This is a genomic window from Listeria grayi (assembly GCF_900638015.1).
In the GTDB taxonomy this organism is placed as follows: Bacteria; Bacillota; Bacilli; order Lactobacillales; family Listeriaceae; genus Listeria; species Listeria grayi.
In genome coordinates this window covers 2565001-2579091 of the sequence record NZ_LR134483.1, presented here as the reverse complement: position 1 = coordinate 2579091, position 14091 = coordinate 2565001, and the positions used below count along the sequence as shown (strand labels likewise).

General features: G+C 38.3%; 16 protein-coding genes (1 of these 16 only partly in view). 15 read left to right on the top strand and 1 reads right to left on the bottom strand.

The genetic code is table 11. The annotated features are described in order from the left end of the window. The first annotated feature begins 294 nt into the window (after positions 1 to 294). From EL241_RS12685 to EL241_RS13710, 8 genes are all read left to right on the top strand, one after another. Positions 295 to 981 carry a hypothetical protein gene (locus EL241_RS12685; protein WP_126320640.1) on the top strand — a complete coding sequence of 229 codons (687 nt, stop codon included), beginning with the start codon at positions 295 to 297 and terminating at the stop codon, positions 979 to 981. Then, complete coding sequence (locus tag EL241_RS12680) at positions 968 to 1984, top strand: protein kinase domain-containing protein (RefSeq protein ID WP_036108106.1); 1017 nt, start codon at positions 968 to 970, stop codon at positions 1982 to 1984. Before EL241_RS12685 ends, EL241_RS12680 begins: the two co-directional genes overlap by 14 nt. A 5-nt stretch (positions 1985 to 1989) precedes the next feature. Continuing rightward, on the top strand, positions 1990 to 3198 hold the full coding sequence (locus EL241_RS12675) for a hypothetical protein (protein WP_036108103.1): 1209 nt from the start codon (positions 1990 to 1992) through the stop codon (positions 3196 to 3198). A 372-nt stretch (positions 3199 to 3570) separates the two neighbouring features. Then, positions 3571 to 3843, top strand: a complete 273-nt coding sequence (locus EL241_RS12670) for a TIGR04197 family type VII secretion effector (RefSeq protein WP_036108099.1) — start codon at positions 3571 to 3573, stop codon at positions 3841 to 3843. Positions 3844 to 3854: 11 nt separating this feature from the next. After that, a complete protein-coding gene (locus tag EL241_RS12665) occupies positions 3855 to 4196 on the top strand; it encodes a DUF3958 family protein (RefSeq protein ID WP_036108093.1) in 342 nt (113 codons plus the stop codon). Then, the gene (locus tag EL241_RS12660; protein ID WP_052009291.1) at positions 4193 to 5485 is read left to right on the top strand and encodes a T7SS effector LXG polymorphic toxin; all 1293 of its coding nucleotides are present in this window, start codon (positions 4193 to 4195) and stop codon (positions 5483 to 5485) included. The genes EL241_RS12665 and EL241_RS12660 overlap by 4 nt, the downstream gene beginning before the upstream one ends. A gap of 7 nt (positions 5486 to 5492) precedes the next feature. Next, positions 5493 to 5807 (top strand): hypothetical protein, encoded by a 315-nt coding sequence (locus EL241_RS12655; RefSeq protein ID WP_126320639.1) that lies wholly within the window; start codon positions 5493 to 5495, stop codon positions 5805 to 5807. 153 nt (positions 5808 to 5960) lie between these two features. Beyond that, positions 5961 to 6116: a hypothetical protein gene (locus tag EL241_RS13710; RefSeq protein WP_159099869.1), complete on the top strand. Its 156-nt coding sequence runs from the start codon at positions 5961 to 5963 to the stop codon at positions 6114 to 6116. A gap of 99 nt (positions 6117 to 6215) precedes the next feature. Here EL241_RS13710 and EL241_RS12650 read toward each other — a convergent pair whose 3' ends face one another. Continuing rightward, complete coding sequence (locus tag EL241_RS12650; RefSeq protein ID WP_052009290.1) at positions 6216 to 7157, bottom strand: HNH endonuclease; 942 nt, start codon at positions 7155 to 7157, stop codon at positions 6216 to 6218. Positions 7158 to 7461: 304 nt separating this feature from the next. Here EL241_RS12650 and EL241_RS12645 point away from each other — a divergent pair, with 304 nt between their 5' ends. The 7 genes from EL241_RS12645 to EL241_RS12615 all read left to right on the top strand — a co-directional run. Further along, complete coding sequence (locus EL241_RS12645; RefSeq protein ID WP_036108089.1) at positions 7462 to 9501, top strand: BglG family transcription antiterminator; 2040 nt, start codon at positions 7462 to 7464, stop codon at positions 9499 to 9501. A 38-nt stretch (positions 9502 to 9539) separates the two neighbouring features. Then, positions 9540 to 10007 (top strand): PTS sugar transporter subunit IIA, encoded by a 468-nt coding sequence (locus tag EL241_RS12640; RefSeq protein ID WP_036108086.1) that lies wholly within the window; start codon positions 9540 to 9542, stop codon positions 10005 to 10007. A 13-nt stretch (positions 10008 to 10020) separates the two neighbouring features. Further along, entirely contained in the window at positions 10021 to 10302 is a 282-nt protein-coding gene (locus EL241_RS12635) for a PTS sugar transporter subunit IIB (RefSeq protein WP_003757123.1), read from the top strand. A 41-nt stretch (positions 10303 to 10343) separates the two neighbouring features. Then, the gene (locus EL241_RS12630) at positions 10344 to 11615 is read left to right on the top strand and encodes a PTS galactitol transporter subunit IIC (protein ID WP_036108082.1); all 1272 of its coding nucleotides are present in this window, start codon (positions 10344 to 10346) and stop codon (positions 11613 to 11615) included. A gap of 22 nt (positions 11616 to 11637) precedes the next feature. After that, complete coding sequence (locus EL241_RS12625; protein WP_003757127.1) at positions 11638 to 12690, top strand: galactitol-1-phosphate 5-dehydrogenase; 1053 nt, start codon at positions 11638 to 11640, stop codon at positions 12688 to 12690. Between the two features lies 1 nt (position 12691). Further along, on the top strand, positions 12692 to 13723 hold the full coding sequence (locus tag EL241_RS12620) for a zinc-binding dehydrogenase (RefSeq protein ID WP_003757130.1): 1032 nt from the start codon (positions 12692 to 12694) through the stop codon (positions 13721 to 13723). A gap of 245 nt (positions 13724 to 13968) precedes the next feature. Further along, positions 13969 to 14091, top strand: the 5' portion of a protein-coding gene (locus tag EL241_RS12615) for a hypothetical protein (RefSeq protein ID WP_126320638.1). 168 nt of this gene lie beyond the right edge of the window; the window shows 123 of its 291 coding nt (coding positions 1-123); its start codon is at positions 13969 to 13971; its stop codon lies off the right edge, out of view.

Sequence of the window (14091 nt, the reverse complement as noted above, 5' to 3'; positions counted from 1 at the left end):
CAGTACCATGCCCCAGCTCATTATCAAGCACATGCTAGATAGTGCTTAGAATAGAATAACTAGTGAATTTCAATAAGTGGCTAAGTTCTACTTGAAATTTGCAAATTATATTGATTATGAAGAAATCGGAAAAGATTATATTAAGAATGGTAATGGTGAGTTGATAGATCATTACTATATTGAGTATAATTAAGAACTGGTAAACTAACAGTTCTTTTCCCGACAACAACGAAAGAAAGTGGTATTTTTATGTTATAATGATGAAGAATATAGCAAAAAAGGAAGGTGAAAAATATGTTTGATTCAGAAATGGAGCTTGTAAACTCTTTTGTAGATAATTATAGTTCTTTTGACGGAAAAGTTATCGTTAAAGAGATGCCAATTAGGTTTGGAAACATAGATGTCGTTAGCATAAAAAATATTTATTTACCGTTTTCTGATAAACAAACTATAATTTTATCGAAACCTTCAAATTCACTAGTCTTTACAAAGATAAAAAATAATAGACCGATTGAGAAAAAAACTTTATATATGACGCTCGGACTAAGTGAATCTACATTAGAGAATGCTTTGCATGAACTACTAGCAGGTGATTTAATTAAAAAAAATATTAATAACCAATACACAAGAGCAGTAGAGTTTGTTTTTCCAAAAACTATAATTTATGGGTATGAAGCTAAGCTAACAGACTTTAATAAAGCTTTTTATCAAGCTAAAGGTAATAAGAGCTACGTTGATTATAGTTATTTAGTATTTCCAATGAAAAGGGCACAGAGTATCCAAAAAAATAAAATTAATTTAATAGAAAAAAATGGTATTGGGTTAATAGGTGTGGAAAAAAATAAATCAGTTCAATTAGTAAAACCACTGAAATTAAATAAAATAAAAAATCACATTCGCTTGTTAAATTTAACGAAAGCATCCGTTCTAGGAACTGATAAGTTTTTAAAAGGAGAAGATAGTTCATATGAATTTTGCTGATGTAATAAAGAACGCTATGGATGAAATTGGATTGGACGAAAATTATCAGATAAAAAGCAACCCAAGGAGAGGCCAATCACGAACTTTTACTATACTAAATTCTGAAGAAAAGCCAATCTATATAATAAAATTTTTTAATTATTTGGATAAATTGATGGAAGATATTGGTTTAGTAAATATAAAAAAATATAAAACTCTTGATGAATTAATAGATAACCTTGATGAAATTGAATCAATCCAGTATCAAAGTGAGACAATTGTTGAACGAATCTTATTTCATAGAAAATGTTTTAATAGGTATGTTAATGCATGTGCAATAGAATCTTTAGATTGTTTTCCTAGTTTATACTATCATGAAAAAGAGATTTATATGGAGGAATCTTTCTTTGGATTTTTAATTGAAGATTTTGTTGATGGTGAAACTTTAGAAAAAGTAATAGAGAAGATAGATGTGGAAAGCAGACTTAAATATACAGTAGATTTTATTTTTCAGCTAGCAGAAATTATTAGTAAATTGAAGACACATGGAATTGTACATAGAGATATATCTCCAGATAATATAATGTGTATGAATGGAAAGTACATTGTAATAGATCCAGGCATAATAAAAATGGATGATGAGAACCAAGCTACCCAATCAATGATGAGAATGGGTAAGTTGCTTTATATGTCTCCAGAACAATATTTTGGAAATTCTAAGAATGCGACTTTTAAAAGTGACTTATATGCTGTGGGAATAATAGCGTTAGAAATAATATTAGGCTTTAACCCACTAGAGACTATAATGATTACGTGCAATAATCGAACAGCGCCTCATGAAGAAGTATTAAAAAAATATAGTAGAGAATATGAAGATGATTACTACAGAATTGTGGAAGAAACTGATTCAAACGAACAAATTTGGCGAATTATATATAAGTTAATTCAAATTGAAGATAGAAATAGATTTGAATCTGTAGATGCGTTCATAGATTCAATGAAAAGTATTGAAGGAGGTTTGTAAAATAAATGACAAAGCTAATTGCTCAACATGGTCCTGCTAAAGGTAGAAAGATAGATGACGGCATAACAAACAGTAATCTGAATGGGGTTGTTTTTTCTTTGAATGATGAATCTCTAGATTCAGTGGAAGAATATGTGAATAGAAGTTCGGTTGTTAGTAGAGATAATTCTTTTTTAGACCCGCAATTTTATTATTCTACTTATGATTCTACAATTTTAAAAAAATTAGAAGATATTCCTGTATTTCCATCTAATGTGGCAAGACGTGATTGGCGTAGAAAAAATGAAAATATTTTAAGCTTTTTAGATTTTCATGCTGAAAGTAGCAACAGAATTTCTAATATGTTGATAGCTCCAGGATTTCATATAGAAGCAATAGACTGGCGGTTTGATTATTCCATAGATATATATAACTATTGTGTTGAAAATTTTGAGTCTAATAGTTACGCATTATCATTACTATTACAAACTTCTTTTTTTGCAAGTAAAGAAAATGTTAAGGAATTAATTGATGAAGTAAATGATCAATGCGAGGTTAAAGATTATATTTACTTAACGCTATGTCATGAGACTAATAGTGATAGTAACTATGAAGAAATTGATGCTAATTGGTTAGCAAATATTTTGAATGCTGTATATCAATTACAAAATTTGGGTTTTAAAATGATTGTTGGTTATAGCTTTATGAATTCAATTCTATTTTCTATGTTGAATTGTGAGTATGTTGCATCGGGTTGGTTCAATACCTTGAGAAAATTTCAAAAGAGTAGGTTTGATTTAACTTCTTCTTTTGGAAGAAGAAAAAAAAGATATACCAGTATCCCATTGTTAAGTAATATTATGTTAGATGATATGTATCGAATGTTAGAATATGAACATCTAGATATTGATGAACTTTTGAGTCACACAGAAGTTGATGAGTATATTGCTAATGAAGACCAAGAGTCAGTATCCTTTGTGGACTTAGAACATCAGTATTGGGAAAGTTTAACTATTTTATTTGATGAATTTTCAAATATAGGCGATATATCAAGCAGAATAGAATTGATGATAAATAAAATTAAACATGCTAGTGCTTTGTATCGGAGTGCTATTGATTTTTTAGATGAAGAAGAAAATACGGTTGCTGCTAATCGACTGAAATCATCTTCTAAGCACCTATCAACATGGCTTAGTGCGATAGAAATTTTTAAAAATATAGCGGCGATTGTTTAATTTTGAAATTTGACTAGTCTATTTTATGGTGTTAATAGGTGTTAATATTATCCAAACTAATGAATTTTTATCATCGAATAAGTATTTTTAAATTTCGTAAGCATTGATATAAAAGGATTAATAGGTGTTGAGTATTCTTTGTTGCGGAGTAGGGAATTTCAAAACGTTAATCATTCGATTATAGTTGAAATATTGCTAAACACCTTCTCGTTTGAGAGGGTGTTTTTGTTTTTAATATAAAAGGCGCTTTGTACGTTATTAACGTCTGCTTTTTACATCCGCTTTACCGATGCTAATCATAGTCTAAAAATCCTCGCTTTCCTCTTGCAAGATTTGCTATACTATTCATATATAAATAAAGGAGATGACACCATGTTTTTAAGCAACAAACAAGCCGCACATGCGGTAGCAACGGGAATGAAACAAGCACTACAGAAGCTGGAGATGACTCGAAATCCAGCGGCAGATACAAAAACAACTGTGAAAGGAAATAAAATCAGTCAACTGCTAGCGAAAAAAGAGACGCATTTCGTCACCAATTTTCAGCGAGCAATGGAAGCAGATATAGCCAATATCCGTCACGTCGCGAATGAGTTTGAAGCAATGGATTTAGGACTTGGGAAATTATACAACAAGAAAAGCTAGGAGGTTACATCATGGAAGAACTAGAGCTAATCAACATGCAGCTGCTGAATCTTGCGGAGGAACAAGATTCAATAGCGACCGAATATCGTCGTAATACAAACGCACGCGCAGCATTGGACGAGCATCTCGTTCAGCGAAATCGGCTTTTTAAGGAACTAAGCGAAACATTTCCGCAAGGGGAAATGCGAATAGTTGTGGGCGAAATCAATCATGAGACTCGCCGTTATCAGCAACAACTACAAGATGAACTATTAGAAAGCGAACACCAGCTGAAAAGAGAAAAATGCACGCTAGAAGCGCGAGAAACAGAACTGTATGATCGCCGTCGCAAAGCAGCGGAGGAAACAAAATGAGCATTAATATGTTTCTCCCAGACGCTAAATCACAAGCAGAAGCCATTCAAGAGTTGTGTCAGACCCATATCGAAGGCTTTGAAGCGGTCAAACGAGCGATCGTGCAATTTATCGCGACACCGGAATTAAAAGGCGTAACCTATGATTCGGCGAAAAAATATTTCAGCGAAACGTATCTGCCACTCGCAAACGGCATAATCCTTGCGGCAGAAGCCCTGCAGCGTGCCGCTAAGCAATTTCCACAAAAATACATATCGGAAGTCGACAGCAATAGCCTGCAAGAAGCAAAACTTCGCATGCAAATACAGCGACTGGAACAGCTAGCGCGTTTTGCGGAAGACATGGATGATATGGCAAAAAGCACACCACTTAGTCCGCTTTTTGAGAAGCTAGCCGACTCTTATCGGCAACAAAAACAGAAAATCCATGAGAAGTTAGAAAAGTTGATGGTCTTTAACGGTACGTGCTTATTGATTTTTATTGAAGCGGAACAACTCTTTACCTCCGTAGAAGCAGGATTGAGAGAAGTTTCTGGTGGAAAAGGATTTCACGCTTCCACCAAGTCTTTCAGTACAATGGGGATGAAAATGGGCTGGGCAGCACCGATCGAGAAGGCGCAGAAGGCCAAGGATAAGCGGTTAGAAAAAGAAGCTTTGAAACAATATGAAACAATGTCAGTCCCAAATGTTCCAGCGGGGATGAATCGCGGATTTGAAACAAATCCGGATGGGACGCTCGATATTCAGGGGACATTAGACCTAGCAGAAGCGAACAGGCAACTTGTGATGGAAGGGAATACAGGAGATATTGTTGATTTGGTTGATCCGACGCAGGATGTTTTGCGGTTTTTCACGGGGAGAGATCCGCTTACGGATGTCAAGCTTTCTAAGACGGAGCGTGGGATGGCGTTGTTGTTTCTGTTTCCGTTTACGAAGGCGGGGAAGACATTTAAGTTTGCGTTTCGTGGGGTGGAGGATGTTGAGAGGTTAGGGAAGTTTGGGAAGACAGCTAGTAAATTTAGTTTTGACATCAAGGATATAGATACTTTCAAAAATGTAGAGCTCAAAACAGTTGAAAATTATCTTGATAAGAACTTGAAGGAGTATACAAAAGCGCCCTTGAAAAAGGGAAGTGGGGTAAGATATTTTGATGGAAAAGGAAATTCTTGGCAATTAAATTATGGCTATAAAAATGCCACAGATACTATTCATAGTGGGGCATACTTGAAAACCACAATTAACGGAAAAATAATACGGGTGTCATTAAAAATGACAAATATAAAGGAGTAGAGATAAGGTGAAAAAGAAGGATTTGATAGAGTTCCTACAGTCAGCCATAGAAGAAGATGCAATTGTTTCGAGAATATATATGTTATTTCATTTAGATTATAATTATCCAATAGAGGAGTTAAACGATTTAATAACCTATGGTGTAAATAACAATTATTTTATCATATCTAATGTAGCGAATCCTAAACAAACTTATAAAGAAGTAAACTGGGAAAAAGATAATTCGTATCAAGAAATTATAATGAAAAACGAAGAAAAATATATTCCGTACCTTTTTTCTGAAGATGTACACATACCGGAAGAATTCAAGCTTTTTTTATAGTTATAATTTTAAGCGTGAACGGCTATTTATTGAGAAAGCACAGGAGAAGCGTATAGCGAAAGAAGCGCTCAGACAATAATTCCGAATGTTCCAGCAGGGATGAATCATGTTCCAGAGGGGAATGTATATCCAAGAAAGAAGTGAAGCGATACTATGAATTTAGAAGAATTACTTACGGAATTTAAGTACAAAGGTTTTAAACGTGAAAGGGATAAGCGCCATTTTCTAAAAGAATTTGCAGCTATTCAAGATGACATGGACGCAAAGCTTAATGGAAAATACGAAGTTTTAAATTTGATTACTTTATAGAGAGGGAGTTCTGATTAAAAAGATAGTATTAGTTCCTTTCGGAGATCAATAAAATAAAACCCGCCTTTTTTAAGAAGGACGGGTTTTATTGAAGCATTCTTATTTAGCAAACAAATACCGATGATGATAAGAAAGGAATTCTTCTTCTAAATCCTCTCTATCATAAGCCAATTTTTTATTATGAAAGAAGTTTTCCTCGTCAATATGCTTAATCAACTTTGTCTTCGGATCAATGCTTATCGCGCCAAAGTCAAACTCAACGTGATGATTAGGACAAACCAAAATAATGTTTTCTTTAACATCAGGCCCCTGATGAGCGCCTCCAAGCTTTCTTAAATGATGACCTTCTGAATAAGTTGCTCCTCGCGGAAGGGTTATTTTATGACCACATATCTGGCACTTATTATCATATTGAATTTTAAGAGTTCTAATTATACGTGTATTCCTAATAATTCGTTCTATCGTTGTCGTTACTCTAGTGGTTTCTTCTTCAAATGAAGATACTACCATTTCTGTATCTCCAGGGCGTGAAGTAGTTATTCCGTCATTATCGTATTCGGCAAATGCGGTTGCAATTGAAAGGTCTAAAAATTGCTCAATCCAATTGAAAAGTTTCTCTGGTAAGGCAGCCAAATATTTTTGTGCAGGTTTCAAAACTCCTTTTTCGTTGAAGAAAGAATGCCAAGGTCCGTTATCTTTTATTTGTTGCTCATAACTATCCAAGAATTCTTGGACAAATGGCTTGGTATGTAATTCTTGATAATGAGTAAGCGTTATTCGATAGTAAAAATCATGATCCGCCCATTTCCCAGGGATAGTAGGTTCAATATCTACTACCCTTACAGTTTCTCCTACGAGAGAGAACCCCCAAAATTTATGATTTATATTCTCTTTTTCCTTTACTGAATGGATAATAATATCCCCGGGTTTGGGGGTGTTCATTATTTTCCAACTATTTTCTTTGGGGCTCCATAATACTTCACCCAATTCCCATCCTTCTCCACCGTGAATAGGATTTGTCAATTCTACAAAATAATTCATTATTTTCCCGCCTTATATAATGTTTTTAATAAACCTTTCTCAAATTACAGTACTTTAAAGTATATAACAACATATTGCGATATAATTAAATTTATCTACTTAAATTGTATATAAAAATAGAATTCTATACAATAAAAATCTACCCTATAGAACCGCTCTTCTTAAAAAGGTGGACATACTATTATTGTTCACATCTTCACAACTAAATCCCAACATTGTACACCCCCCACCCCACATATTGTGATGAAAGCGTATACATTTCTGTAAAAATACCTTGTATAATAAAACCAACAGGAGGGATAATATGTATTTGGATGAAAGAAGCGACCGGCTTTTACAAGAGCTTCTTCGTTCGCCAAATATCACAAATGCGAAACTACAGGAAAAATTTGGTCTTACGAGAAGACAGGTGGAATACAGTATCCAAAAAATCAATAATTGGTTGGAGGAGCAAACGTATCCGACGATTGGCAGATCTGCAAGTGGTCTTTTTAGTATTTCCCCTGAATTGTTTCAGTTGATTTCTGATAAAGAATATCAGCAGGCCGATTTTTATATTCCTTCTGAAAATGAGCGTGCGAGCATGATTATTTTGATGCTGATGACGATGACTGAAGAGCTTTCACTGAATCATTTTATTTCAGAATTGGAGGTGAGCAAGAATACGGTGCTCAGTGATTTGAAACTGGCACAATCAATTATTGACGGGGATAATTTGCAAATCAGATATACGCGACTACATGGTTATCTGATTGAGGGAGATGAATGGAATAAGCGCTCAGCAATGATAACGGCGGCGGAGCGGATCATGGAAAGCTATGGTGGGGAAACTTACTTGAAACGGTTGATGCATGTAGAACTCGCGGAGATCCAGAAGCTTCGGGGACAGTTGGAAGAGGTAGAGAAGCATTTGAATCTGCACTTTATCGACAGCAAAATGAAGATTCTTCCTTATATCCTACAAGCGATCTTCCGGAGAATCGAGCAGAAGCAAACGATCGTGACGCCTTTTATGATCGATTATGATGAACTATCGGATACGAAGGAATATGAAGCGGTCGAGATCTTGATCGAAGACAGACCGGCGATTTCAAAGGAAGAACGTATCTATATCGCTTTGCAGCTCCTAACGACGAATATCCTTCCGAAGCAACATTTAAAAATGGAAGAGATGCCGCAGTTGAAGCAGGCGATCGAGCAGGTCATCAGTAACTTCGAGAAAAAAGCGGTTGTTCAATTGATCAATAAAGAATCGCTGATCGAGCGGTTATTTGCTCACATCAAACCGGCTTATTACCGCATCAAATATGCGCTCACCACGGATTACCGATTTTTAGACAAGATCGATCAGGAATATCAGACGATCCACTATATCGTCAAACAATCTTTAACTCCTTTAGAGGCCTTTATTGGGGCAAAAGTACCGGAGAACGAAGCGGTTTTTATCACGCTCTTTATCGGAGGGCACCTCATCGATTCTGCCAGTAATATCACCAAGAAATTGCGGGCGGTGGTTGTTTGTCCAAACGGTCTTTCGATCTCTAAGCTGATGGAAAAGAATATGCGGGGCTTGTTTCCTGAAATTTATTTCTATCCGGCGATGTCGATCCGGGAATTTGAACAGACAGAAGTTGCTTATGACATTGTTTTCACGGCAACGCCACTTGCTACGGACAAAAAGCTGTTTCTTGTCAATGCGATGATGGACGAGGCGGAAAAAATGGAATTAAGAAGGCGCGTGCTGCGGGCTGTTTATATGATCAATGAACAGAGTTTCAGTGCAGAGGCGCTGATGAAGACGATCGGCAAATATGCCGATATCAAAAATGCTGAGAAGTTAGAGCGTGCGGTACAGGAATTTTTGTTTCCGCATAAAGAAGAGCCTGCTTTTTCAGCAGATGAGAAATTGCCGCTGGCGAAGCTGCTGCCACAAGATAGGATCATTTTAATGGATAAGGTGGCGAGCTGGTGCGAGGCGATCACCATAGCTGCTGCTCCGCTTTTAGCAGATGGCTCGATTACGGAGAGTTATGTAGAGGAAATGCACAGGCAGTACCCGAACCCCAATTGGAACATCATTTTGCGAAAGAAAATCGCGATTCCGCACGCCGAGATCGACAAGGGCGCAAGGAAACTGGGAATGAGTATGTTGTGTTTACGAGAAGGACTACCTCTTGAAGACGGGAGCGAACTTCATTGCATGGTTGTGATTGCTGCAATCGACAAAAATGCCCATTTCACAGGGCTACTCGAATTAATGGAACTAGCTGGAAACGAAGAAAAGATGAATGTTATCAAAGAAGCAATTGATAAAGAGACGATCTTCAATCTGATCAAGGGCTAGTGAAGAAAAAAGAATGATGACTGCAGGAGGTATCATGAATGGAATTAACAACATTTATTAAACCAGAGATGATGTGGTTAAAAGTAGAAGAAAACGACCGAGATGCTATTTTCCGCTTAGTGGCGGGAGAAGGGGAAAGGCTAGGGTTTGTACACGATCACTTTTTGACAAAACTGAAGGGAAGAGAAGAAGAATTTCCGACAGGGCTTCAGTTGGATGGCTATGGTGTAGCGATCCCGCATACAGATCCGGATTGTGTGATCGAACAATTTATTGCGGTATTAACAACAGATTCCGCTATTCCGTTTCAGTCGATGGAAAGCAAAGAAAAAGAAGTAGGCGTAAATGTCATCTTCGTTCTAGGGCTTAACGAGCCGCACAGTCAGCTGGAAGCATTGCAGACATTGATGGCGATCATCCAAGACAAAGCGAATATGAAACGGATCGTCGAGGCAGAAACGAAAGAAGAAGTACTAGGATTATTAAAAGTATTGGCCCAAAAATAAGGAGGAATTTCAAATGAGTAAATATAAAATTTTGGTAGCGTGTGGCGCAGGTATTGCAACTTCTACGGTGGTAACAGATAAAGTAGAACGATTAGTGAAAGAGCATAATATCGATGCGGAGGTTCAACAAATCAAGATCGCCGAAGCAAGTTCATTGCAAGAAGGGGCGGATTTGATCGTTTCCACGACGATTTTGCCGACAACCTATAAAATTCCGGCAATTATCGCGACAAGTTATATCACGGGTATGGGCATGGAAGAATTAGATGAAGAAATCTTATCGCATTTACAATAACTAATAGATAAATATAAATAAGAGAAGTGGGGGAAGTGGAAGTGAGTAAATTATACGATGGAGTACAGTATGTCCTCAATTTAGGTCCGACAGTTATTTTACCGATCGCGATCTTTATCATCGCACTGATATTCAGAGTGCAAGTTAAGAAAGCGGTACGTTCCGCGATTACGATCGGGATCGGCTTTGTAGGTATCAACCTTGTCATCAGTGTACTTTCTGACAACTTAGGTCCAGCCGCACAACAAATGGTTAAAAATTTCGGTCTGCATTTGACAATCATCGATGCAGGTTGGCCAGCTGCAGCTGCAGCATCATTTGCATCACCGGTAGCAGCGATCTTGATTCCTGTCTGTTTAGTGGTCAACTTGATTTTGATTTTCTTCAAAGTAACGAAAACACTCGATATCGATATTTGGAATTACTGGCACTTTATTGCAGCCGGAGCAACTGGTTATATCGTAACTGGCGGCAACTGGTGGTTCGCGATCCTTTGTGCGATCATCTATGAAGTATTCGTGCTTTTGATGGCGGACAGAACGCAAGGCATGGTAGAAAATTTCTATGGCTTGAAAGGTATTTCCTTACCAACCGGTTCCACAGCAGCATTCGGGTTTATTGGTATCCCGATCGGCTGGTTGATTGCAAGGATCCCTGGTATTCGTAACATCCACGTCGATCCAGAAACGATCCAAAAACGCTTTGGTATTTTCGGGGAGCCAATGATGATGGGGCTTATCCTCGGTATTATCATCGGTATCCTAGCTGGATATGATCCAGGCGAAATTTTCAAATTAGGTATTTCGATGGCCTCCGTAATGTTCTTGATGCCGCGGATGGTAAAAATCTTGATGGAAGGCTTGATCCCGATTTCCGAATCTGCTCGTGATTTCATGAAATCACGCTTCAAAAACCGGGAGTTGTACATTGGACTAGATGCAGCACTTTCTATCGGACATCCTGCCAACATTTCTACAGGTCTTTTATTAGTACCGATCACTTTGTTCCTAGCAATCATTATCCCAGGAAATAAAGTTTTGCCGTTCGGTGACTTGGCAACGATTCCATTCTATGTTTCCTTCGTAGTTGCGAATCGAAAAGGTAACATCCTGCATTCGGTTCTTGCTGGTACAGTAGTTATCGCATTAGCACTGTTGATGGCAACCGATTATGGTCCTGTTCATACACAAATGATGGAAGGCATCTATAAACTTCCAAAAGGTGCTACAGAAGTAAGTACGCTCGATATGGGTGGTAACTTCTTCAACTGGGTCATCTTGAAATTCTCCCAACTTTGGGCAGCGATCTTTTAATAAATAGAGGAGATGAAGAACTTTGCGAGCAGCTGTACTTTACGAAAATAATCAGATAAAAGCAGAAGACATAGCTGAAACGCCTTGTGGGGCTGATGAAGTACGAGTAGAAGTAAAAGCCGCGGGAATATGTGGTTCTGATATCCATAAAATGCAGACTAGGTGGAAATATCCACTCCCTGCTGTGATGGGACATGAGTTTGCTGGTGAAATAACCGAAACCGGAAGCAATGTGAAAAGTGTGAAAGTAGGCGATCGTGTTGCTGGGATTCCTTTTGAACCTTGTGGCGAGTGCACGTATTGCAAGTCTGGCGAATATTCGCTCTGTGATAATTACAAAATGATCGGCTCGCATTTCCACGGCGCTTTTGCAGAAAATGTCGTTTTAAAAGAAGCGAACGTGATTCCGATTCGTGATCTGGATTACGAAGAAGGCGCAATGATCGAACCATTGGCCGTTTCTATGCACGGTGTCCTTGGCATCGAACCACGTATCGGTGACCGTGTGGCGGTGTTCGGCGTCGGAACGATCGGCATCTTAGTGATTGAATGCTTGAAACTTGCAGGCGTCAAAGAAATCGTGGCAATCGACATCAAACCTGAAAAACTCCAAGAAGCAGCAGATTTTGGCTGCAGCCATACAATAAATGGCGCAGAAGAAGACGTTTATGCCAGATTGATGGAAATCACAGACGGAGCAGGTGTCGACATTGCGATGGAGTGCGCAGGTTCCCCGATTACGCAAGAACAATGTCTGCTCGTCACAAAGAAAAAAGGCAAAATCGGCTTCTTAGGAATAGCCTATCGTGATTTGCTTTTACATGAACAAGCTATTGAGAATATTTTCCGACGTGAAATCACCTTGAAAGGCTTTTGGAATTCGTATTCTGCACCTTTTCCCGGTGAAGCATGGCAAAAGGCGATCGAATTCGTAGAACAAGGCCAAATCAAACTCAAACCGCTTATTTCCCATCGTTACGCCATTGAAGAAACGAAAGAAGCGTTTGATATGGTACTGTCCCGTACGGAAAACTACAATAAGGTAATGATTTTACCAGAGAAGGGAGTTCATTAGATTGAAAGCAGTAGTAAAGCAAGAACCAGGCTACGATAAAATGGATCTACTCGATGTGGAAGAACCGGAAGTATCGGGGGACTTAGTGAAAATAAAAGTAGCTTTTACAGGGATTTGCGGATCGGATATCCATACATTCAAAGGCGAGTATAAGAATCCGAAAACCCCGGTAACCCTTGGTCACGAGTTTTCAGGAGAGGTGATCGAAGTTGGCCCAGAAGTAACGAAATTCTTAGTCGGCGATCGCGTTACCAGCGAAACAACTTTTGAAACATGTGGTGAATGTATCTATTGTCAGGAAAAAGACTATAACCTCTGCGCCCACCGGAAAGGCATCGGCACACAAGTAAATGGTAGCTTTGCCCCTTATGTCGTTTCCAGAGAAGAAAGCTGTCACCACTTACCAGAAAACGTCACTTTCCAAGCGGCCGCTTTAACAGAACCACTAGCATGTTGTGTCCATGCTGCTTTGGAAAAAACAACGGTCACCAGTGAAGACACGGTACTTATTTTCGGCCCAGGACCAATTGGTCTATTGTTGGCGCAAGTTGTGAAAGCACAAGGAGCCACCGTCATCTTAGCGGGAATCACGAAAGATAAACCTAGATTAACATTAGGAAAAGAGTTAGGCATGGATTATATCGTTGATACACAAGCAGAGGACCTCTCAGCGGTCATTATGAAGGTGACGAACGGTTATGGTGCTGATAAAGTATTTGATTGCTCTGGAGCTGTTCCTGCGGTTAATGAAGGACTGGCACTTACGAAGAAAAAAGGCACCTTCGTCCAAGTCGGACTTTTTGCCGAACAAAAAAACAAGATCGATGAAGAAGCTATCATCCAGCGCGAAATCGAATACATCGGCAGCAGATCACAAAAACCAAGCTCATGGGAAAAAGCCCTGGACCTATTGGCACAAGGAGCTATCGATGCGGATAAGATGATCACAAAGATCTACCCGTTAGAGGATTGGCGAGATGCGTTCGAAACAGTAATGGCAGGAAATGATATCAAGGTGCTAGTTCAATCTTAGTGAGAGGATGATAACAAGATGTTTATTCATTTAAAAAAGGACAATGCAAGCAAAACGAAGTTGGCAGGCCGCGTATTTGCAAACATTATCCTCTCACGCAAGGCAAATAGTATCGCCCTGCAAAAATAGTATACCACGGAAATGAAGATAGAAGAAAGGTGGCATCTACATGAAGATGCCATCTTTTTTTAACTTGAAAAGGGAACGTTTGTTCGTTATAATGATTTCAGAGAGGAAGTAGTGCTATGGAATATCAAGATCGAGGTATGCTAAAGTATCAAGGATTCATCTTATCAGAACACCACGATGCACTCGAAAACAACGTCGAAAAACAAACGAATATCCGTCAAAGATTAACAAACGCCTTT

Bases quoted from the DNA above. Each gene is read 5' to 3' on its own strand.
- EL241_RS12685 (WP_126320640.1), top strand. From the start codon at position 295: ATGTTTGATTCAGAAATGGAGCTTGTAAACTCTTTTGTAGATAATTAT.
- EL241_RS12680 (WP_036108106.1), top strand. From the start codon at position 968: ATGAATTTTGCTGATGTAATAAAGAACGCTATGGATGAAATTGGATTG.
- EL241_RS12675 (WP_036108103.1), top strand. From the start codon at position 1,990: ATGACAAAGCTAATTGCTCAACATGGTCCTGCTAAAGGTAGAAAGATA.
- EL241_RS12670 (WP_036108099.1), top strand. From the start codon at position 3,571: ATGTTTTTAAGCAACAAACAAGCCGCACATGCGGTAGCAACGGGAATG.
- EL241_RS12665 (WP_036108093.1), top strand. From the start codon at position 3,855: ATGGAAGAACTAGAGCTAATCAACATGCAGCTGCTGAATCTTGCGGAG.
- EL241_RS12660 (WP_052009291.1), top strand. From the start codon at position 4,193: ATGAGCATTAATATGTTTCTCCCAGACGCTAAATCACAAGCAGAAGCC.
- EL241_RS13710 (WP_159099869.1), top strand. From the start codon at position 5,961: ATGAATTTAGAAGAATTACTTACGGAATTTAAGTACAAAGGTTTTAAA.
- EL241_RS12650 (WP_052009290.1), bottom strand. From the start codon at position 7,157: ATGAATTATTTTGTAGAATTGACAAATCCTATTCACGGTGGAGAAGGA.
- EL241_RS12645 (WP_036108089.1), top strand. From the start codon at position 7,462: ATGTATTTGGATGAAAGAAGCGACCGGCTTTTACAAGAGCTTCTTCGT.
- EL241_RS12640 (WP_036108086.1), top strand. From the start codon at position 9,540: ATGGAATTAACAACATTTATTAAACCAGAGATGATGTGGTTAAAAGTA.
- EL241_RS12635 (WP_003757123.1), top strand. From the start codon at position 10,021: ATGAGTAAATATAAAATTTTGGTAGCGTGTGGCGCAGGTATTGCAACT.